Source organism: Sphingomonas sorbitolis (assembly GCF_036663875.1).
Lineage (GTDB): Bacteria > Pseudomonadota > Alphaproteobacteria > Sphingomonadales > Sphingomonadaceae > Sphingomonas.
Genome location: NZ_JAXOJS010000006.1, coordinates 65,632 through 86,236 on the forward strand (window position 1 = coordinate 65,632; position 20,605 = coordinate 86,236).

The following is a 20,605-nucleotide window of genomic DNA, read 5'->3' on the forward strand; positions in this document are numbered from 1 at the left end:
GGGGACGAACAGCGGGCTGCGAAGACGTCGATTTAGTCGGGGAGCGCCTGATCGACAATTCGGTCTTGATTTGATGCCATGATGAAACTTGCTCATGACACCGTGTCAGCGCCGATTGGTCCCACGTGACGCAAAAGGCGCTTGGTCTGCACCGTTTCAAGCCTGCAAGGACGCAGGACACCGCCGATGGCGTGAGCGGGTGCTCAGAGCGACCAGCCACCATCCACGCTGATCGAGGCACCGGTGACGAAACTGCCAAGGTCTGAACACATCCAGATGACGGCACCTGCGATCTCTTCGGGTTTTCCCAGTCGACCGACCGGTTCCTGATCTATCGCCTTTTGAAGATCGCCATCCGTGAAGCGGTCCATCATCGGCGTGGCGATGTTGCCAGGCAGGATCGCATTAACGCGGATGTTGGAGGTTGCGTAATCGAGTGCGGCGGATTTGGTGACACCGATGATTGCGTGCTTCGACGCTGCATAGGCGCTGCCGCCAGGGATGCCCTTGATGCCGGCACCCGACGAGTTGTTAATGACGACGCCGCCGCCCTGCTTCAACATCTGCGCGATCTCGTGCTTCATGCACACGAAAGTGCCGCGCAGGTTGATGCCGATAATCCGGTCCCATTCGGTAAGGTCGATGTCGGCCAGCGGCGTCGGCGTGTTCTCGACCCCTGCGTTGTTGAAAGCGAAATCGAGCCGGCCGAAGATCGCCACGGTCCTGCCGATTGCAGCTTCGACAGCCTCGGGCTGCGACGTGTCACACTCGATCATTTCGACCCTTCCACCAGCTGCATCGACCTGTGCGGCGGTCTCGGCGAGTGCATCGGCGGAACGATCGACGATCACGACATTGGCGCCGTGTTCAGCGAATGCGATAGCGGTCGAGCGGCCAATGCCGCTCGCCGCGCCAGTTACAAAAGCGACTTTACCGGCGAATTGCTTCTCATGGCTTGACATGTTTGTACCTCGATATTGGAATAAAAGGCGAATTGCCCACGCAGTTATAACCCCTGTCTCGGTGACGCTGTTTCAGAAGACTTACGCAACGAAGTAGTGAGAAACATTCATCCCAACATTACCCACCTCATCCACTATGCAGGGGCGGGACCGGGCACGGTGTTGCTGGCGTTGCTTTCCCTCGCAGTCGCCGGCGGGGGTCAGCGAGAATTAGGATCGGCACCCGTTCGCCGCCAAGGAGAAGGCACTTGATCCTGTTCGAGACCGTCTTGCTGCTGCTTCTAGGCGCCGCCTTGTTATCGTTGCTGGCGGGGCGACTGGGCGTACCATACCCAACCCTGCTGGCGCTGGGCGGGGTCGCCGTCGCGCTGATCCCGGGCACCCCCCGGCTCGATCCGCCACCGGACCTGATCCTTGCCCTTTTCGTTGCGCCGGTTCTTCTCGACGCGGCACACGACACATCGCTCCGCGACCTGCGGGCGAACTGGCGGCCCGTCTTGTCGCTGGTGGTCGTAGCGGTCGGGCTGACGACGATCGTGGTGGCCTGCGTCGTGCGTCAGTTTCTGCCGGACATGCCATGGGCTGCTGCCATCGCGCTTGGTGCATTACTGGCACCACCCGATGCAGTGGCAGCATTGGCGGTCATGCGCGCCGTCTCGCCGCCGCATCGCATCCGGGCCATCCTCGAGGGTGAAAGCCTCCTAAACGACGCATCGTCGCTGCTCATCTACAATCTGGCGGTCGCGGCCGTCTCGGTCGGTGCGTTTCGACCCGCCGATGTTCTGCCCGCGTTCGGCCTTGTGACAATCGGCAGCGTGGTGGTGGGCTGGGTCCTCGCCAGGATCGTCGTGCGGCTGACCGCACCGATCGCGCATCCGGCGATCGCGACGATCCTGCAGTTCGTGACGACGTTCGGCGTGTGGATCTTGGCCGAGCGGCTGCACCTGTCGGGTGTGGTGACGATCGTGGTGTTCGGCCTGACGGCAGGTAGGCGCAGTTCGGCATCGCTGCCGACGTTCGTGCGCGTTCAGTCGTTCGCGACGTGGGAAACCGTGACGCTGGTTTTGAACGTGCTGGCCTTCACGATGGTCGGATTGCAGCTGCGGCCGATCCTGGAACGGCTCGATAGCGCAGAACTGACGACATATCCGCTGTTCGCGCTGGCGATTCTGGCCGTAGTGGTCCTCGTGCGCCTCGCCTGGGTGTTGGTCTATGGCGCTGCACACCGGCTTTCACGTGTCACCGGTAACGGCCCGCGAACCTGGGCGGAGACGGTGAAAAGCGGCATCCTGGTAGGCTGGTCCGGCATGCGCGGAATCGTCACACTGGCAGCAGCACTCGCGATCCCGGAAGGTTTCCCATATCGCGACTTCATCCTCCTGTCGGCGTTCGTCGTCGTGCTGGGAACGCTGGTGATCCAGGGGCTGACGCTCAAGCCGTTGCTGCGCGCGCTGCAATTTCCTGAAGACACCATCATCGCCGACGAGGTCACGGCCGCGAGGGAAAGCGCGTTGGATGCCACCTTGCGGGCACTGGGCGAGGATACGGGCCCTGCTGCGGATCGGCTCCGCCGCGAATATGGTGAAGCGTTGGGCTTCGCCCGTGCCGGCGACGATCCACGCGCATCCACTGACAATGTCCTGCGTCAGCGCGTGATCCCGGCGGCACGTAGCGCCATTGACACGTTGCGCGCCAAGGGCACGATCGGTGACGAGGCCTACAGGACGGTTGAGGAAGAACTGGACCGGCTCGAATTGAGTTCACGGCCGTCCGAGGCCGACTAGACCGCGGCAACAGGACGTGGGGTCACCGAACCAGCGGAGGCTGGTTCGGTGACCCTTACGACTACATCGCCGATTGGCCGCCATCGACGGAGAGGCCGATACCGATCGTGAACTTTGCACCCGGACTTGCCAGCCAGAGAACGGCGTCGGCAATCTCCTCGGCCGTGCCGATACGCCCGATCGGCTGGGTCTTCTCGACCATTTCGTCCGACTTTTTCTTGTCCCCGTGGGTGAGGCCATCGTTCATCGGGGTATCGATCTGCCCGGGGCACACCGCGTTGATGCGAAGACCCTGCTTCGCATATTCGAGGGCGGCGGACTTGGTGAATCCGAGCATGCCGTGCTTGGTCGCCGCATAGGGGCCCTCGCCTGGGCTCCCCTTCAACCCCGCGATCGATGCGCAGTTGACGATGATGCCCTCTCCCTGCGTCAGCATCACTCTAATTTCTGCCTGCATGGCAAGAAAGGTTCCGCGCAGGTTGGTTGCGATCAGGCGGTCCCAGTCTTCAAGTGTCACGTCGATCGTCGGCGTCATGTCGAGGATGAAGCCGGCATTGTTGAACGCGATGTCGAGACGACCGTAATTGTCGATCACTCGTGCGATCATTTGCTCGACCTGGTCCGGCACCGCCACATCGACGGCAAGCGAGTCAGCCTTGCCCCCCTCCGCTACGATGTCGGCTGCACGGGCAGCAGCGAGGTCGCCATCCTTGTCGGCCAGCACAACGGTTCCGCCCGCTCGGGCAAATGCCTGCGCGGTTGCAAGGCCTATGCCTTTGGCGGCACCGGAAACGAGAATGATCTTGTCGTGGAAGTCAGTCATCAGAAAGTATCCTTGCTTTGGGGATGAAGGGATTCAGGCGTTCAGCGGGAGCCGAGCGATTTGATAATCCGGAGCGCGGTACTGCCCGGCTCGATCGCGAAATCCGGCGCGAGCATCGACAGCAGGGAAGCAACCGACGTTATCTCACCGCCAGCGCGGGTGATTTGATCGAGCGCAGCGCGCTCGGTGCGCGGCGACATTCCGCCGATTGAGTCGACTGCGACGTAGACGTTGTACGTCGTCGCCAACGCGTCCAGGGCGGCATGTAGAACAGCGACCTCGGTGGCGTATCCTGCAATCAGCAGGGTAGGGCGGTGGTTGGCATCAAGCCTGCCCGCCAACGGGGGATCGAGGAAGACGCTGGCAGCTTGCCGATGAAAAGTGTTCTCGTCGTTGGCATATCCCAGCAAAGCCTTGATCGGTTTTGCCAGTCCTTCCTCGGGCGGAACCAAACCGAAGGTCATGGGAATACCCAGCGAGCTACCAAGTTCGGCCAGACTTCCGGCCGCCTGGCAAATCCGAGCCTTCTCGTCCGGCGTACAGGATGTCAGAATATCATCCTGAAGATGGACAAATAAGAGCTGACACTCCTCCATATTTATAAGCATCGCACGTCTTTCTCTAGAAAGTCACCATCCCGGCGATACGGTCGCCCATGAAATCGTGAAATACGCAGCACTTCGATGCTGCTGTTCTAAAAACAATCATCGCTCTCTTTAGTTTTATGAGTTGAGTGCAATCCGGTGGTGAGCATTGCTCACAACGTCCCCAAACCGGCTATCGCGCTGCGCCGCGCTTTCGGTCGTGCGGGTAGCGACCGACCCCGCCTAGGCATGCTTCCGTTCCACTGCTACATTCAAGCTAGACCCCCCTAGACGTGAGGATCGCTCAATAATGTCGCGGACCAATCTCAATGACCTTGCCGCGTTCGTGGCGGTTGGTACCGAGAAAAGCTTCACGCGCGCTGCTGCAAAACTGGGCGTAACGCCTTCTGCCCTCAGCCATGCCATGCGCAACCTTGAGGAAAGGCTCGGCGTGCGGCTCCTGACACGAAGCACGCGCGGCGTGACTACGACCGAGGCGGGCGAGCGCTTTCTGTTCAGTCTCGCCCCGATGTTCGAGGAGATTGATACGCAGTTGTCACTATTGAGCGAAGTGCGGGGGAAGCCTGCCGGGACCGTGCGTATAACGTCCGACGAGCATGCGGCGCGGTCTATCCTCTGGCCCAAGCTGCGTTCGGCGCTGCGGGAGTATCCCGACATCCATCTCGAAATCGTGATCGATAACGGGCTGACGGATATCGTCGTAGAACGCTTTGATGCGGGCGTTCGCGCAGGTGATGCGATCGCAAAGGACATGATCGCCGTTCCGATTGGTCCGGAAATGAGCTTGATAGCAGTCGCGGCACCGGCGTATTTCACGAACAGTCCGGTACCCCTACACCCCCAAGACCTTCTCCAGCACAGGTGCATCAATCTTCGCCTGCCGACACATGGTGGTCTTTATGTTTGGGAGTTCGAGCAGAACGGCAAGGAACTTAAAGTTCGGGTCGATGGTCAACTGACGTTCAACAGCATCACGTCCATACTCGAGGCAACACTTGAGGGATTTGGCATCGCGCATCTACCGGACACGCAAGTTCGCCCGTTAATCGATAGCGGGCGCTTGGTAGAGGTGCTTGCCGACTGGGCGGAGCCTTTCGCAGGATATCACCTGTATTATCCCAGTCGGCGGCAGGCGACACCGGCGTTCAAGATCATTCTCGACGCCTTGCGGTTCAGAGGGAACTGAGCGCCCATCCGGCCTCAAGGCTTGGCAGGCGAGTCCAGCTTGCCGATGGCCGTCGTTCCGGAAAAGGCCTTTGGCCACCCGGCGTAGAAGGCGAGGTGTGCCATCGCCTCTCCGAGTTGCGCCCGGGTCAGGCCGTTCTCGATTCCGCGGCTAAGGTGAAAGCCGAGCTGATCGGCATCGCCGTTTGCCGTAAGTGCAACGATCGTCACGAGGCTGCGGTCCCGAGGGGCCAGATCGCTGCGTCGCCAGAGGTCGCCGAACAATGGACCGTTGGTCAGTTGCGCCAAGGACGGCGAGATCGGTGTGACCGTCTGGTCCACGTTCTTTGCCCTCGCAGCATCGCTCGCGGGCGTCGGTATCAAGGCCGTACGGGTGGATTGCAGCGATGATGCGGGGATACGCCGTGTCTTAAAGACAGCGTCCGCGACCTCGCAGGCGGAGACGGCGTTTGGCCACCCGGTATAGAACGCCAGGTGTGTGATCACACCGCCGATTTCTGCGGCCGTTACGCCATTGTCCAGCGCGAGCGATAAATGGCCCCCCAACTGCTCGCGTTTGCCCGTCGCGATGAGGGCGGTAATTGTTACGAGGCTTCGGTCCCGCGGTGACAGACCAGGCCGTTTCCAGACATCAGCCAGCAGCAGATCGTCTGTGAATGCGGCAAGCGCCGGTGCTGCGCGGCGCATCGGCTCGGGCGCTTCTGGTTCGACGCTTTGCGCAGAAGCCACCGTCGCCGTTACGGTACCGAGAAGGACAAGGAGATTAAACCGCATGTCGGGTCCTTTACATATGCGCCGATCGACCACGCCTCGATAGTCGCGAGGTCGAGACGGGAGGGGAGGGACTCTGTCGACGGGGCACAGGACGATGCTTGGCGCTCCGACATGGCCATTCTGCGCCCGCGGGGCATCGCGCACGATCACAACAGCCCAGCGACGAAGCGCAAGTCGTCAGGCGTCTTCGAACGCAGTTCGGATTTCCCCCAGCGCCGTCATCGCGGTCGGCCAACCGGAGTAGAAGGCAATTTGGGTGACTGCGGCGATGATCTCGTCCCGAGTCAGCCCGTTTTCCAGACCAAGCTTCACATGATGGCCCAGTTCGTTGTGCCGATATTGCGACACGAGACTGGTGATCGTTACGAGGCTGCGGTCACGCGGGGACAAAGTTTCGTCGCGCCATACATCTCCGAAGAGCACCTTGTCGCTGATCTCGGCGAGCTTGGGTGCGATGTCGCCGAACGTTTTGCGGGCGTTGGTTGGTTCGTCAGTCATGCCTGTTCCTTTGCAAATGGGGTTGCTCGTGGCGGGATGTTCGCCACCGTTATTTGAACGCTGCGCAGCCTACCGGGCAGGGCCGTGATATTGTGCGGCACTGACAGGCTCCAGCCAGTCGACGTTGCGCCCGTCATGGGTCTCGGAGATGGCGAGATGGGCCATGCGGGTCTTGTCCGTGGCACCGTGCCAGTGCTTGGTCCCCGGTTTGGCGTGGAGGGTATCGCCCTTGCAGATCCGGGTGACGGCGCCGCCCTCTTCCTGCGTCCAGCCGCATCCTTCCGTCACATAAAGGGTCTGGCCAGCCGGGTGGGTGTGCCAATTGCTTCGTGCACCGGCCTGGAAGGTGACGATGGACGTTCCAGCCTGACCCGGTGGTGTGGGCTTTGTGAGCATCCGCACCGTGACCGGCCCGGTGAAGGATTCGGCTGGTCCGGGTTGCGGCTCAACGGTGCCGGCACGAACGATTTCCTGTGCTTGCACGGCGGGCGCAACGCAGAGCAGCATGGCGGCAATCAGATGGCGTTTCATCATTTTCTCCTGGGTTGTTGCTAGTCTTCGTTGCCGGGATACGGGCACGTCGTGGCGGTGCCTGCATTCCGACAGGTAATGGTCAGCCTTCCGTCCCGGCGAGGCGGGTGGGCGCAAGCAGGCGGCGCCCGAGGTACCAGATCAGAAGCCCTGCGAGTGTCAGCCCGGCCTCCACCGCGGTAACGGCAAGCCAGCCGCCGTTCGTCCACAACAGACCTGCCAGCGCGGATCCAACCGCGCCGCCGAGGAAGTTGCCGACCACGAACGCGGTGTTCAGACGGCTCCTGCTGGCCGGATCGACCTCGAAGATGCGCGTCTGGTTCAGGACGTTCACGACCTGGATGGCGGCGCTGACGAGGAGTGCTGCGACAAGCAGCAGGACGATCGACGTCGTGCCGGCCGCGGCGATCGCGAGACCGAGCAGGACAGTTGCCAGACCGGCGCCTTTCAGCACGACGGAATGACCCTGGTCATAGAGTTTCCCGGCACGCTGCGCCGCGACCGCACCGGCGAGACCGACGAGGCTGGTCGCGCCGATTGCGGTAACGCCATAGTTGAACGGCGGAGCGCTGAGCAGGAACGTGATGGCGGTCCAGAACATCGTGAACACGGCAAACGTTATCACGCCCAGGGCCATGATGACCTGGACCGGCGGGTGGGAACGGACGATGCCGAAGACCGAACCGACGAGCCGGAAATAGGGCACACGTGGGCGTCGCGCGTCCGATGGCACATAGCGCGCGACGAGCAGTCCGACGACCAGGGTCAGCGCCAACGCGAGCACGAAGACGGCCCGCCATCCGAACAGATCGGCGACCAGTCCGCTGATCGTGCGCGACAGCAGAATGCCGATCAGCAGGCCCGACGCGACGGTTCCCACGACCTTCCCGCGCTGATCGCTCGCAGCAAGATCACCGGCGAGCGGGGTAAGGAGCTGGCCGGCGACAGTGGTCATGCCGACCGCGGCAAGCGCCAGCAGAAGGGTACCGAAAGATGGCGCCAGCGCGCATCCCGCCAGCGCGACGGCCGACGCCAGAATGATGGCGGGGATCAGGCGACGCCGGTCGAGCATGTCGCCAAGCGGGACGATCAGCAGGACGCCGAGCGCATAGCCGAGCTGCGTCATCGTCACCAGCAGGCCGGCACGACCCACAGGAACGCCCAGCGACTCCGCAATCTGCGCGAGGAGGGGTTGAGCCCAGTAAAGGTTGCTGACCGCGGCACCGCCGGCGACGGCGAACAGCAGCGTCATGGCACCGGACATCCGCGTGGGACTGTTCATGTGGGATTTCCTTGTCGTGGGGTCCCGCAGGATCAGCCCGCGCGGATCTCGAGGGTGGCCGATCAATCGGTAACCAGCTCGCCTGCTTCATATTGTTCGTCCGTGACCGGCTCCATCCAGTCCACGTTCCGACCATCGAGCATTTCAGCGACCGTGAGGTGAGACACGGCGACTTTTGCGCTTGCCCCGTGCCAGTGGCGCTTGTTGCAACCGCAGACGACGACGTCTCCGGCGCGGACTTCCGTTCGTGGTCCGCCCTCGCACTGCGTCCAGCCCACACCCGTCAGGATCAGCAACTGCTGCCCGAGCGGATGCGTGTGCCAGTGCGACCGCGCTCCGGGTTCGAAGGTCACGATTGCGCCTGTTGCTCGGCCGGGCTCGTCGGCGGCGAACATGGTGTCGAGCCGGACCGTTCCGGTGAAATACTCGGCCGGGCCCTGTGCGGATGGTTGCGAACCATTACGAATGATCTTCTGCATGATCGTCTCCTGAACTTGATGCATTGGATATACGGCCGGCAACTGGGCCCGCGTACCCGCATCCATGTCCAAGCGATGTTGAGGGATGCTCAGCAGTAAGCCATCGAGGCGGTAGCGACTGGAGGCGACGTAGGATCGTTTCGGAAGCCGCTCCAGCAGCTGCGAACCGCAGTACGACGAGGTGAGTTTTTGAGGATGTCACTCATGTCCCGCGCCCTCTTTGCGCGCGCTGGCAACCCGTTCCGGCGTGATGCTTGGGGGCCGTCCGCCGAAGTGACCGAGCACATAGTTGCTAACGGCCGCGATTTCGGTGTCGGAGAGGATTTTGCCGAAGTTCGGCATCGCCGCGGTTTCCGCAGGGGTGTCGATCCTCGATCCGTGCAGGATAACCTGGATGAGGTTATCGGCGTCGGGGTCATTGACCGTGCGTGCTCCCCGCAGCGCAGCATATCCACTCTGGAGCCCTTCGCCGTTCCAGCCGTGACAGCTTGCGCACGTCCCCTGAAAGACGCGCAAGCCCTGCGCATTGGTCGATTGCGCCGTCGAGGCGCCCGGATCGTACAGCGTCGCACGATCGAGCGCAGCGACGCGCTGGTGGACGGAAGGCTGGTTTTTGCCCGCTCGCGGCGGGACGGACTTCAGGTAGGCCGCCATGGCGCGAAGGTCGCTCGTCGTAAGACGACTGGTACTTAGACTGACCGCTTCGGCCATGCTGCCGGATGCTGCGCCCCGACCGGGGCTATGACCGGTCTGGAGGTAGCGGACGATCTCATCGGATGACCAGTTTCCGATCCCGGTCCGAGGATCGGACGTGATGTTGTAGGCCTTCCACCCTTGGGTGAGGGCGCCAGCGAGATGCTGGTCGCGCTTGACGGCAAAGAGAAGGTTTCGAGGTGAGTGACATTCAGCGCAATGTCCGGCCCCCTCGACCAGATACGCACCCCGATTCCATTCCGCCGATCGTTTCGGATCGTCGGCCAGTGACGTTCGCGGCATGAACAACAGTTTCCAGCCGCGCATCACGAACCGCATGTTGAAGGGGAAGGCGAGCGCGTTCTCTGGAGCATTCCTGGCAACAGGACCCAGGGTCCGCAGATAGGCTCGGATCGCAAGCACGTCATCCGTGCTCATGTTGGTATAAGCCGTGTAGGGGAAGGCAGGGTAGAGTTCCTGCCCGTTTGCGGCCACGCCGTGCCGCACCGCTCGAACGAATTCGGCGTCGCTCCATTTGCCAATACCGTGTTCGGGATCGGGCGTGATGTTGGATGAATACAGTGTCCCGAACGGAAGCTTGAACGGTAAACCGCCAGCGTAGGGCTTGCCGCCGGGGACCGTGTGACATGCGGCGCAATCTGCGGCAGTCGCCATGTATCGACCGCGTTCGACCAGCGCACGACCGGTCGGCAATCCGGCACTCGGCACCGCAGGCGAGAGGGAGGCCGGATAGAAGAAAAAGAGCGCTACCGCCGCCAGTATCAGCGTGGCCGCAGCCAACAGCATCCGGACTCGCCGCGTCATGCCTCCATCTCCTTCTGGCGGGTGGCGAGCGCGGTGATCGCGGCGATCCCCGCAACAGCGGCAAGCGAACCGCCGGCAATGATCTTGTCCGCCGCTTTTTCGCCCAGCTTCGCCGATGCGAACGGGAGCTGGCGGACGCGCACGCCGGTTGCTGCGAACACCGCGTTGGCCAGCGCAGGCGCAGCCGACACCACGCCGGCCTCGCCAATGCCACCGGGCTTTTCGGTGCTTTTCACGAGATGCACCGAAATCGGGGGTGTCTCGTTCATGCGTAGCTGGCGATAGTCGTTGAAGTTGCGCTGGTCGATCCGGCCATCAGTGACCGTGACCGCGTTGAACAACGCAGCTGACAAGCCGAACAATACGCCTCCCTCGATCTGAGCGACGATACCGTCGGGATTGGTCGCCTGACCGGGATCGACGGCTGCGGTCAGGCGACGCAGCATGATCTCACCGGTCCTCGACACTTCCACCTCGCAGACCAGCGCCAGATGCGTTCCGAACGATTGATGGAACGATACGCCGCGCCCGCAGCGCGGCGGCAGCTCGGTTCCCCAGCGGGAGCGTTCGGCCGCGATCCGCAGCACGTTGAGGGAGCGGGGATGGTGAGCGAGCAGGGCACGACGATAGGAGAGCGGATCCCTGCCAGCGCGCTCCGCACATTCATCGAGGAAGCTTTCCAGCACGAATATGTTGTGAGCGGCGCCAACCCCCCGCCACCAGCCCAGCTCGACGGGTACACGGGTGCGAACCCAGTCGATCCGGCGGGCCGGTATGGAATACGGCAGATCGACGACCCCCTCGATGGCATCGGAATCGATCTCTCCGTCGGGCAGGCCCTTGGGAAGGTACCCATTGAACGTCGATGGCCCGCAGATGCGATCGGTAAGGACAGTCGGCAGGCCGTCCGGACCGAGGCCTGCCGCGATCCGGTCATGATAGTGGGGCTTGAAGCGGTCCTGCCGGATGTCCTGCTCGCGGGTCCACATCACTTTCACCGGATACCGGACCTGCCGGGCCAGCGAGACGGCCTGCACCACCATCTCGGGCGAAAGGCGTCGGCCGAACGAGCCGCCGATCAGGTGATTGTGCAAGGTCACCCGTTCCGGCGGGATGCCGAGCTCCGCGGCGGCGGCAGTCTGGCAGTCGACCGGGCTCTGCGTGCCCAGCCAGATCTCGCATCCGTCCGGCCGGACATGGACCGTGGTGACGAGCGGCTCCATCGCCGCATGGGCCAGAAGCGGAAGCTGGTACTCGGCCTCCAGCCGGTCCGAAGCGGCAGCGAAGGCCTTGTCGACGTCGCCGGTCGCAGCGCCGAGGACCGGTTTGCCTGATCCACCGGCATCGCGCATCCGCGCTTCCATGTCCGTTGTCGATGGCGCTGGTCCCGCCGGTCGCAGCCAGTCGATGTCCAGTGCATCGAGTGCTTTGCGCGCCGCCCAGAAGCTGTCCGCGGTCACCGCGACAGCGTCGTGAATGCGCAGAACGTCCGCCACGCCGCGTACCCGACGCGCGCCATTGTCCGTCACCTTGCCCAGGCGTCCGCCGATATACGGGCAGAGCGCGAGCGCTGCGATCTTCATGCCGGGCACCTTGACGTCGATCCCGAACACCGCGCTGCCGTCGACCTTGGCAGGCGTATCGAGGCGATGCTGCGAATGTCCGATCAGGCGAAATTCGGAAGCCGGCTTGAGCCTGGGGTCCTGCGGAGTGGCTTCGACCGCCGCCTGCTTCACGAGGGCACCGTAGGAAAGCGTTCGGCGATCGGTCCTGCAATGCACGATGCCGTCACGTGCCTCGCATTGCTCGGCCGCGACATTCCACCGCCGTGCTGCGGCGGAGATCAGCATCATGCGCGCAGCAGCGCCCGCCTGCCGGAGCGGGACCCAGCCCGCGCGGGTGGAGGCGGAGCCTCCGGTCATCTGCGTCTTGTAGATGGGATTGGCGTAAAGATCGGCATTGGGGGGTGCTGCGACGAGCTGAACCTGGTCGAGCCGGACCTCGAGTTCCTCGGCAAGCAGCATCGCGACGCCGGTATAGATACCCTGGCCCATCTCCACGAACGGCATGACCAGGGTGATCTTTCCGGTCTGCGGAATGCGGATGAAGCCCCCGGGCGCAAACCCGTCGAACGCATCGCCCGGTTCCGTTTCCGTAGCCAGCGCGTGCAGCGAGGAATCTTCTGCCTGACTCTGCGCCCAGGCACGCCGTGGCTGATCGAGGATCGCGAAGCCGATCGTCAGTGCCGCGCCGGTCAGGAACCGCCGGCGGGACGGAGCGCCCTCAGGAGAGTGCGGCGCTCCATTTGCGTCGCCGCTCATCGGATATCGTCCTCAGGCACGCCGGCGGCTCGCTTTATCGCTGTACGGATGCGGGCATAGGTCGCGCAACGGCAGATATTGCCGGCCATCGCCGTATCGATCGCCGCATCGTCAGGCTTGGGATTGCGTGCGAGCAGAGCGCTCGCGGACATGATCTGGCCTGATTGGCAGTAACCGCACTGGACGACTTCGACACTCAGCCACGCCTCCTGGACCTTCCGTCCTTCCGGTGTCGATCCGACATGCTCGATGGTCGTGACCTGTCGCGTGCCGACAGCAGAAACCGGCAGGACGCAGCTTCGTACGGGCTTGCCGTCGAGGTGGACGGTACAGGCCCCGCATTGCGCGATACCGCAGCCATATTTGGTCCCTGTCAGCCCGATGTTGTCGCGTAGCACCCATAACAAGGGCGTGTCAGGCGTGACGTCCAGTTCGTGACTGGCGCCGTTGACGACCAAAGTTACCATGGGCTCAGTTCCTGACTTAGATCCTCAGTCTGATGCTGCCCGTTGCATGGACACTAGAAGCACCGGATCGGAAAACGGGGGTCTATGCGGATGTCGAAATTACTTGCCATTCCGTTGGTCGGACCGCCGCCACCGCAATCGCTTAGTAAAATGGACAACCAACAGTCGTAAGCTCATCCTGATACATGCGCTTGTGAGCCTAGTTCACAAAACAGGGTCTTCGGCCAGGCAGCTCTGCCCGACCGAGCTATGTGTTCGCTCGGATCACGCCCCTGATGGTATCTCCTTGGATGGGGTCGGGGGGGGCTGGCAGGGTGGGATCAGAACGTGAGCACTATGCGGCCGCGGAGACCGCCGGCTTCGAGCAACCGGTGCGCCTCGACGGCATCGGTGGCCGGCAGGGTTCGCGCGACACGAAGTGTCAGATGGCCTTCGCTTGCTAGATTGCTTAGCTGGAGGAGTGCCGCTTGGTTACGGGCGTAATCCGGCACAAAGGTTCGCTGCGTGACTATGCCGCGCTCGTCCACGAGTGGCGTACCGGGAGCAGACGTAACGATGCGACCACCGTCGCGTACCGCGCCGGCGACAGACGGTGCGATTCCAGCCGTATCGATTAGGCCATCAACACCCCCAGGCACGACCTGCCGTACCGCTGTGGCGAAGCCCGGGCCGCGTGGCAGAACGACATTTGCGCCAAAGCCTCGAACCAACTCCTCGTCCCCGGGCGCCGCGTCCGCGATCACGTGGTAGCCCTCCGCCTTTGCGATCTGCACCGCGTAGCCACCGACCGCGCCAGCGGCTCCGGTAACTGCCACCGTGCCAGCTACGGGCAAGGTAAGCCGGTCGAGCGCTTGGCGTGCGGTCAAGGCGTTCATCGGAAGGGTAGCGGCTTCTACGTCGCTCGCACCTATGGGCGACCGTACGACCGACTCTATCGGAACAACCAGCCACTCCGCATACGCGCCGTGCATACCGGAGATAACGGCGATCGCCACAACTCGGTCGCCTACGCGCAGGTCGGTCTGCGCATCCGAGCTAATCTGGTCGATCGCGCCCGCCGCTTCCATGCCAGGCACATAGGGCGGCGGGGCGTCGGACACGAAAGCGACGCCGCGCCTGACCATTGTATCGATTGGATTCACGGTTGCAGCCGCCACCTTGATCCTTACCTCGCCCGGGCCTGCATTGGGCATGGGTAGGGCGACGATGTGCAACACCTCCGGCCCACCAAAGTCACTCAATGCTACGGCCTTCATTGTCATCGGTTATCTCCTGTCGTCGCACAGAGCACCATAACCAAGGTCGGGCTCCGTTCTAAATTGTGTCGTTCGAAATATCGTCATCTTCTCGACCCAACACTTTTAGTACAACGTTGCGCAGCGCAAGTTTATCTGTGACCGATCGTCATGACTGATACGACAGTCGCGGCGATTACCCCCGATTCCATATGCCTGTAGACGGACCCCGTTTTGAAACAGTTGCACCGGAAGGCGGCGCAGGTGATCGTTCGGGTTGCGTCGCACTCGTGCAATTGTTCCGAACGGTGCCGGGTTAGGGTCGTGGAGAAGGTTGGTGGATGCGCATTGTCGTGTTGGGTACAGGAATGGTGGGCCGTACTCTTGCCGCCAGGCTCACAGAATTGAATCACGACGTTTCTATTGGAACGCGCGACGTTGAACAGACACTGGCGCGATCCGAGCCAGATGCAAAAGGATCGGCACCCTATACTGAATGGCAAAAGCTTAATCCGACGGTTCGGCTCGTGCCCTTCGAAAATGCCGGTACTCACGGAGACCTGATCATTAACGCGACGGCAGGTGCTCAGTCGTTGACCGTATTGCATTTGGTCGGCGCGGAGAGCCTCGTCGGCAAAGTGCTGCTCGATCTGGCGGTCCCGCTCGACTATTCGCAGGGGCGGCCGCCGCGTCTTCTCTTCGCGAACGACGACAGTCTGGGCGAGCAGATCCAGCGCGCGCTACCCGGAACCCACGTCGTGAAAACGCTGAATACGATGCACATGAATGTCATGACCGATCCATCCCGTGTTCCGGGAGACCACAACGTCTTTCTGGCGGGTGACGACGACAGGGCGAAGACGATCGTCAAGGCCTTGCTGGCCGAGTTCGGGTGGCCGACGGCGGCGATGGTCGATCTCGGCGGCATCCGGCAATCGCGTGCGACCGAGATGTACGCACCTTTGCTATTTTCCCTGATGGGCCTCTTCGACACGTCCGACCTCAATATAGCGGTCTGCCATCCGGGCAGCTGATCGGTCACGGACGAATCGGGCCGGGCCGGGCCGCTTCATTGAATGAGGAAGGCATCCCAGGTCGGTCGCGCGGGGAAGACCTCCGTCAGGAAGGCGAGAAAGGCCTTTACGTTCGGGCTGGAACGGCGGCTTTCGGGCCACAGCGCGGTGATGGCGGAGCGCTGCACCGCGTAACGGGTGAGGACCGGCACAAGGTCACCGCGGGCGACATAGGGTGCCGCGATGTAAGTCGCCGAGATCCCGATCCCGCCGCCTGCTGCGAGTACGGTCGCCACCCCATCGCTGGCATCCACGGTGACCTTGGCGTCCGGGAGGACCTCCACCGTCCGATTGCCGATCCGGAATGGCCAACGCAGCGGCTGGCCGGAACTCTGAAGCCGTACGTTGACGCAGTCATGCTCGCCCAGATCATCGGGATGCAATGGTGTCCCACGCTTTTCGAGATAGGCCGGCGAGGAATAGGCGCAGACCATGTTCGATGCGAGCTTGCGCGACATCAGTCTCGAGTCCGCGATCTCGCCGACCCGGATCGCCACGTCGACGCCATCGGCGATCATGTCGACGATGGTGTCGCCCAGTCGCAGATCGATCGCAATTCGGGGGTAGCGCTCGCGAAAAAGGGGGATTGCCGGGCCCAGCACATGCAAGCCGATCGGCAGCGGCGCGGTGACCTTCAACGTTCCGAACGGTTCGGCGCGCGCCGCGAGCGCCAGTTGCTCGATCTCCTCCGCATCCCGCAGAAGCTTCAACGCGAGTTCGTGGAGATCGCGACCTTCCGGCGTCAGCGTGAGCGAGCGTGTCGTTCGCGTGAACAGTCGGACGCCCAGCTGGTCTTCGAGCCGTTGCATGCTCTTGCTGACACCCGAGGGTGACATGCCAAGGGCACGGGCCGCGGCCGTATAGCTGCCCAGCGAGGCGGCACGCGCGAACGTGATGAGCCCGGTCAGGCGGTCGATGCCGATATGTGACGTCATGTCACAAGTAAAGCGATAAGCGGCCGGATTATCAAGTGTCGTCGTGGACTTACTTATGGTGTGCGGCCCTACGGGCTGCGTTGCATGGAGCCAAACGCATGACCACCGTTCCCCTTGCCGAAACACTCGACGGCCGTACGGTCCTGATCGTCGGCGGCACATCCGGTATCGGCCTTGCCGCCGCGGTCCAGGCGAAGGCGTTCGGTGCGCAGGTCATCATCATGGGTCCCGACGCCGAACGTGCCAGGCGGGTGGCCGAGGAGCACGGCTTCGCCGGCTGGCGCGCGGCCGATGTGACGCAACCGGATGCGATCGAAGCGGCACTCGCCGACATTCCGGTCGTCGATCACGTGGCGATGATGGCCGGCACGTACATTTCTGCAAAGGTCATCGGCGGCGACGTCGCCCAGATGCGTCGGATCTTCGACGAACGGATATGGGGTACGGTCCACGTCCTGCGCGCTCTGGGCGACAGGCTTGCGCGGGACGGATCGGTGGTCCTGACGTCCGGTGGCCTGGCGTATCGCCCGAATGCGCAGGGGTCGGCCCTGTTCTCCGCGGCGATGGCGGGGATGGAAGCGCTGACGCGCGGCCTGGCCCTCGAAATGGCACCCCGGCGCTTCAACGCGATCGCGCCGGGTCCGATCGATTCGCCGCTGTTCGAAAAGGCGATGGGCGATGGCCGTCACGCCGTGCTCGATCATTACCGGGCGACGCTGCCCGTAGGCCGGGTCGGTACGCCGGAAGAGGCGGGCGCCGTCGTCGTCTTTGTCATGGTGAACGGCTTCATCAACGGCGCGACGCTCAACGTCGACGGTGGCGCGCGGCTCGTTTGATGCGTGCCGACGCCCACATGTTCCAGAGTGAAGGACCGATCGCATGAAGTTCGATACCCCCGCCGGCGTGACCCCGATCGACCGTCAGGCGGTCGTCGGTCAGCCGCATGCTCGCGTCGAAGGCCGGCTGAAGACCACCGGCACCGCGCGTTACGCCGCGGAGCATCACGACGTCGGTGAGAACCTCGCCTATGGGTATATCCTGGGCGCGGCGATCGCGAAGGGCCGTATCACCCGCATCGACACATCCGCGGCACGCGCCGCGCCCGGCGTGGTGGATGTCCTGACCTATGAGACAACCGGACCGGTACGGGGCGGCAATTTCTTCATCCAGCGGGCGCTGGCAGGTCCGCTGGTCGATCATTATCACCAGCCGGTCGCCGTGGTCGTCGCGGAAACCTTCGAACAGGCGCGCGCTGCGGCTAGCATGATCGATGTCCGCTATGCGCGCGCCAAGGGTGCCTTCGATCTCGCCGCGCTGAAGGCGTCTGCACCGCTCGGACCGGAGGCCAAGTTCGGCGGTCCGGCGAACAACGCGGTCGGCGATTTCGATGGTGCCTTTGCCGCCGCGCCCGTGCAGGTCGACGCGACGTTCACGGTGCCCGACCAGACCCATGCGATGATGGAGCCGCATGCCTCGATCGCCCGCTGGGACGGCGATGCTCTGACCTGCTGGACCTCGATCCAACAGCTCTCGTCGGGTACCACGGATCTTGCACAGATCATCGGCGTACCCCGGGAAAAGGTCCGTCTGCTATCCCCGTACATTGGTGGTGGTTTCGGCGGCAAATGGACGGCGCAGAGCGACCTCGTGCTCGCCGCCTTCGCCGCGCGCATGGCGGGCCGTCCGGTGAAGATCGCGCTCCAGCGGCCGATCATGTTCAACAACACGACCCACCGTGCCAGGACCATCCAGCGCCTGCGGATCGGTGCGGGTCGCGACGGGCGGATCACGGCGATCGGCCATGATTCCTGGTCGGGCAACCTGCCGGGTGGCTCGGCCGAAGCTGCGCCGATCGGTACGCGCGACCTGTATGCCGGCGAGAACCGCCTGCTGCGCCGCTACCTGACGGTGCTCGATCTGATGGAGGCCAATGCCATGCGGGCGCCGGGCGAAGCGCCCGGCTTGATGGCGCTCGAAGTCGCCATGGACGAGCTGGCCGAGAAGCTGGACATGGATCCGGTCGCGCTCAGGGTGCTCAACGATACCAAGGTCGATCCCGAGCAGCCCTCGCGTCCTTTCTCGACGCGGGCGTTCGTCGAATGCCTGCAAACCGGCGCGAAGCAATTCGGGTGGAGCGAACGCCCGAAGATTCCGGCCAGTCGCCGTGACGGCAAATGGCTGATCGGGATGGGCGTGGCGGGGGCCATCCGCGGCGCGCTTATCAGCAAGTCGGCCGCGCGCATCCGGTTGGGGCGCGACGGCATCGTTACGGTCGAATGCGACATGACCGACATCGGCACTGGCAGCTACACGATCATCGCTCAGGTCGCGGCCGAGATGCTGGGGGTGGCCCTGGATCGGGTCGTCGCGAAGCTGGGCGATTCCCGCTATCCCGAAACCTATGGTTCGGGCGGACAGCAGGGCGCGGCGTCCGCTACCGCCGGCGTCTATGCCGCCTGCGTCAAATTGCGGCAGGCGGTGGCGCAGCGGCTCGGCTTCAACACGTCCGAGGTCGATTTCGTCGACGGGACGGTGCGCTCGGCGGGCCGGACCGTGCCGCTTGCCGAGGCGGCGAAGGACGGCGAGATCGTCGCGGAGGACGCGATGGAATATGGCGACCTTGCGGAGCGGTATGACCGTCAGACGTTCGGGGCGCACTTCGCCGAGGTCGCGGTGGACCAATATACCGGCGTGGTCCGGGTGCGGCGCATGCTGGCGGTATGCGCCGCGGGGCGCATCCTCAATCCGCTAACCGCGCGCAGCCAAGTGATCGGCGGCATGACGATGGGCATCGGCGCGGCGCTGATGGAGGAGATGGTCGTCGACAAGCGCTTCGGCTTCTTCGTCAATCATGATCTGGCGGGTTATGAGGTACCGGTGCATGCCGACGTGCCGCATCTGGACGTGTCGTTCATCAACGAGGTCGACGCCACCATGTCCCCGCTCAAGGCCAAAGGCGTGGGGGAACTCGGCCTGACCGGCGTCGCCGCGGCCATCGCCAACGCGGTCTACAATGCGACGGGGGTGCGGGTGCGCGACTATCCGCTGACATTGGAAAAGCATTTCGAGCAACTGCCCCCGGTCGTCTGACTTCGTTATCCGACACGGCCACCGATATTGACGGTGCGACGGTGCGATCACAACCGGCACGCGACAACCAGAAAAAGCTCGGACGATCCTAAAACTTTCTAAAAGGGGTATACCCTGAGTAAGCATGTGGTTTGAACACAAATCCCGTTCAAACAGGGTCGGTAACAGCGAAATTGAACACCGTATTCAGGAGGTCTAGATCCTGCTCGCACACATAGGCGTCTGGCTTACCGGCGTGGATCGCGAGGCCGGCCTATGCCTTCAGAGGGCGATAGTGGGATTTGTAATCGATGGCATAAGCGTCGGCACGCATTGCATGTTTGATGCTCGGTTCGCGGCTGCCATCAGATCAACGTCACCTAGATCGCGGCAATCGATCCACCATTTGGCGTCAGTGACCCAAAGGCATGCGTTACAGTCGGCATCGCTGTTTGAGTTGGTTAGCGCTGCAAGCCGCTTGTTCCTGACCGTCGACGCCCAGCTGATTTGCCGATCAGTCCCAGTCAGCGGCGGAAGAACAAGGTGTGAGACAGCGGCGCTGCTTAACGCTGCCGTAGCGACCTCCTCAGCCCGCTTCTCCGCAACGAAGCAATCACGACAGGTAGTCGTCTTCAGCCACTTGGCCTTACGTTCCTGCTGGCTTTCAAAGCCGGTGAGATAATGAGCCTGCTCATGACCGCAGGCATGAATGATCCGCTGTTCCATGGCATGGAGGATGCCCGCTCATGGTTTGTGCGCAACGGCAATGAGTCAGGTTGAATCATAATCGCGGCCAGTGGCTGACGACTGAACGGGACAAACGTCCAGCCAACTAAGCTGGCGCAACGCCGTCAGCGTTCACCAGATCCGGGCCAACCAATGTGCCGATGAGTCGGACGCGCTTCTCTACCAGATCTACGGGGGTTCGATGCAATTCCAGCTCGTAGCGGCCACCGACATCGCGGCGAAGATAGAAGGCTCCGCCATCGCGGACCAACGTGCCTATCTCATTGATCCGGGTACCAATCGCTACCATCGCTATGTCGTCGCTCCGTTGATGATCA

Annotated in this window: 20 protein-coding genes; 5 read left to right on the forward strand and 15 right to left on the reverse strand. The window is 63.0% G+C overall.

The window, feature by feature from the left end; translation table 11 throughout:
- Nucleotides 1-203 precede the first annotated feature (203 nt).
- Entirely contained in the window at nt 204-962 is a 759-nt protein-coding gene (locus tag U1763_RS18005) for a glucose 1-dehydrogenase (RefSeq protein WP_332756316.1), read from the reverse strand.
- Between the two features lie 248 nt (nt 963-1,210).
- Between U1763_RS18005 and U1763_RS18010 the strand changes: the two genes are divergently transcribed.
- Nucleotides 1,211-2,746 carry a cation:proton antiporter gene (locus U1763_RS18010; protein ID WP_332756317.1) on the forward strand — a complete coding sequence of 512 codons (1,536 nt, stop codon included), beginning with the start codon at nt 1,211-1,213 and terminating at the stop codon, nt 2,744-2,746.
- Between the two features lie 61 nt (nt 2,747-2,807).
- On the opposite strand, the gene U1763_RS18015 is transcribed toward U1763_RS18010, so the two are convergent.
- Nucleotides 2,808-3,569 (reverse strand): SDR family NAD(P)-dependent oxidoreductase, encoded by a 762-nt coding sequence (locus U1763_RS18015; protein WP_332756318.1) that lies wholly within the window; start codon nt 3,567-3,569, stop codon nt 2,808-2,810.
- A gap of 41 nt (nt 3,570-3,610) precedes the next feature.
- Nucleotides 3,611-4,177 carry an isochorismatase family protein gene (locus U1763_RS18020; protein WP_332756319.1) on the reverse strand — a complete coding sequence of 189 codons (567 nt, stop codon included), beginning with the start codon at nt 4,175-4,177 and terminating at the stop codon, nt 3,611-3,613.
- A gap of 286 nt (nt 4,178-4,463) precedes the next feature.
- Here U1763_RS18020 and U1763_RS18025 point away from each other — a divergent pair, with 286 nt between their 5' ends.
- Nucleotides 4,464-5,360 carry a LysR family transcriptional regulator gene (locus U1763_RS18025; protein WP_332756320.1) on the forward strand — a complete coding sequence of 299 codons (897 nt, stop codon included), beginning with the start codon at nt 4,464-4,466 and terminating at the stop codon, nt 5,358-5,360.
- Between the two features lie 14 nt (nt 5,361-5,374).
- Here U1763_RS18025 and U1763_RS18030 read toward each other — a convergent pair whose 3' ends face one another.
- The 9 genes from U1763_RS18030 to U1763_RS18070 form a co-directional block, all read right to left on the reverse strand.
- Nucleotides 5,375-6,133: a carboxymuconolactone decarboxylase family protein gene (locus tag U1763_RS18030; protein ID WP_332756321.1), complete on the reverse strand. Its 759-nt coding sequence runs from the start codon at nt 6,131-6,133 to the stop codon at nt 5,375-5,377.
- Nucleotides 6,134-6,310: 177 nt separating this feature from the next.
- Nucleotides 6,311-6,631 carry a carboxymuconolactone decarboxylase family protein gene (locus U1763_RS18035; RefSeq protein WP_332756322.1) on the reverse strand — a complete coding sequence of 107 codons (321 nt, stop codon included), beginning with the start codon at nt 6,629-6,631 and terminating at the stop codon, nt 6,311-6,313.
- A 69-nt stretch (nt 6,632-6,700) separates the two neighbouring features.
- A complete protein-coding gene (locus U1763_RS18040) occupies nt 6,701-7,162 on the reverse strand; it encodes a (R)-mandelonitrile lyase (RefSeq protein WP_332756323.1) in 462 nt (153 codons plus the stop codon).
- A gap of 82 nt (nt 7,163-7,244) precedes the next feature.
- Nucleotides 7,245-8,444 (reverse strand): MFS transporter, encoded by a 1,200-nt coding sequence (locus U1763_RS18045; protein ID WP_332756324.1) that lies wholly within the window; start codon nt 8,442-8,444, stop codon nt 7,245-7,247.
- Between the two features lie 62 nt (nt 8,445-8,506).
- Nucleotides 8,507-8,923, reverse strand: a complete 417-nt coding sequence (locus U1763_RS18050; RefSeq protein WP_332756325.1) for a (R)-mandelonitrile lyase — start codon at nt 8,921-8,923, stop codon at nt 8,507-8,509.
- Nucleotides 8,924-9,121: 198 nt separating this feature from the next.
- The gene (locus U1763_RS18055; RefSeq protein ID WP_332756326.1) at nt 9,122-10,441 is read right to left on the reverse strand and encodes a c-type cytochrome; all 1,320 of its coding nucleotides are present in this window, start codon (nt 10,439-10,441) and stop codon (nt 9,122-9,124) included.
- Nucleotides 10,438-12,762, reverse strand: a complete 2,325-nt coding sequence (locus tag U1763_RS18060; RefSeq protein WP_332756327.1) for a xanthine dehydrogenase family protein molybdopterin-binding subunit — start codon at nt 12,760-12,762, stop codon at nt 10,438-10,440. Before U1763_RS18060 ends, U1763_RS18055 begins: the two co-directional genes overlap by 4 nt.
- Nucleotides 12,759-13,229 carry a (2Fe-2S)-binding protein gene (locus U1763_RS18065; protein ID WP_332756328.1) on the reverse strand — a complete coding sequence of 157 codons (471 nt, stop codon included), beginning with the start codon at nt 13,227-13,229 and terminating at the stop codon, nt 12,759-12,761. The genes U1763_RS18060 and U1763_RS18065 overlap by 4 nt, the downstream gene beginning before the upstream one ends.
- A gap of 320 nt (nt 13,230-13,549) precedes the next feature.
- On the reverse strand, nt 13,550-14,491 hold the full coding sequence (locus tag U1763_RS18070; RefSeq protein WP_332756329.1) for an NADP-dependent oxidoreductase: 942 nt from the start codon (nt 14,489-14,491) through the stop codon (nt 13,550-13,552).
- A gap of 314 nt (nt 14,492-14,805) precedes the next feature.
- Between U1763_RS18070 and U1763_RS18075 the strand changes: the two genes are divergently transcribed.
- On the forward strand, nt 14,806-15,498 hold the full coding sequence (locus U1763_RS18075; protein ID WP_332756330.1) for an NADPH-dependent F420 reductase: 693 nt from the start codon (nt 14,806-14,808) through the stop codon (nt 15,496-15,498).
- 35 nt (nt 15,499-15,533) lie between these two features.
- Here U1763_RS18075 and U1763_RS18080 read toward each other — a convergent pair whose 3' ends face one another.
- The gene (locus U1763_RS18080) at nt 15,534-16,472 is read right to left on the reverse strand and encodes a LysR family transcriptional regulator (RefSeq protein WP_332756331.1); all 939 of its coding nucleotides are present in this window, start codon (nt 16,470-16,472) and stop codon (nt 15,534-15,536) included.
- A 98-nt stretch (nt 16,473-16,570) separates the two neighbouring features.
- Between U1763_RS18080 and U1763_RS18085 the strand changes: the two genes are divergently transcribed.
- Together U1763_RS18085 and paoC are read left to right on the forward strand one after the other, a co-directional pair.
- On the forward strand, nt 16,571-17,308 hold the full coding sequence (locus tag U1763_RS18085) for an SDR family oxidoreductase (RefSeq protein ID WP_332756332.1): 738 nt from the start codon (nt 16,571-16,573) through the stop codon (nt 17,306-17,308).
- 43 nt (nt 17,309-17,351) lie between these two features.
- The gene (gene paoC, locus U1763_RS18090; RefSeq protein ID WP_332756333.1) at nt 17,352-19,562 is read left to right on the forward strand and encodes an aldehyde oxidoreductase molybdenum-binding subunit PaoC; all 2,211 of its coding nucleotides are present in this window, start codon (nt 17,352-17,354) and stop codon (nt 19,560-19,562) included.
- 261 nt (nt 19,563-19,823) lie between these two features.
- Here the strand turns inward: paoC and U1763_RS18095 are convergent, their stop codons facing one another.
- Both U1763_RS18095 and U1763_RS18100 read right to left on the reverse strand, forming a co-directional pair.
- Entirely contained in the window at nt 19,824-20,267 is a 444-nt protein-coding gene (locus U1763_RS18095; protein WP_332756334.1) for a hypothetical protein, read from the reverse strand.
- Nucleotides 20,268-20,373: 106 nt separating this feature from the next.
- Nucleotides 20,374-20,577 (reverse strand): DUF5818 domain-containing protein, encoded by a 204-nt coding sequence (locus U1763_RS18100; RefSeq protein ID WP_132833749.1) that lies wholly within the window; start codon nt 20,575-20,577, stop codon nt 20,374-20,376.
- Between the last annotated feature and the right edge of the window lie 28 nt (nt 20,578-20,605).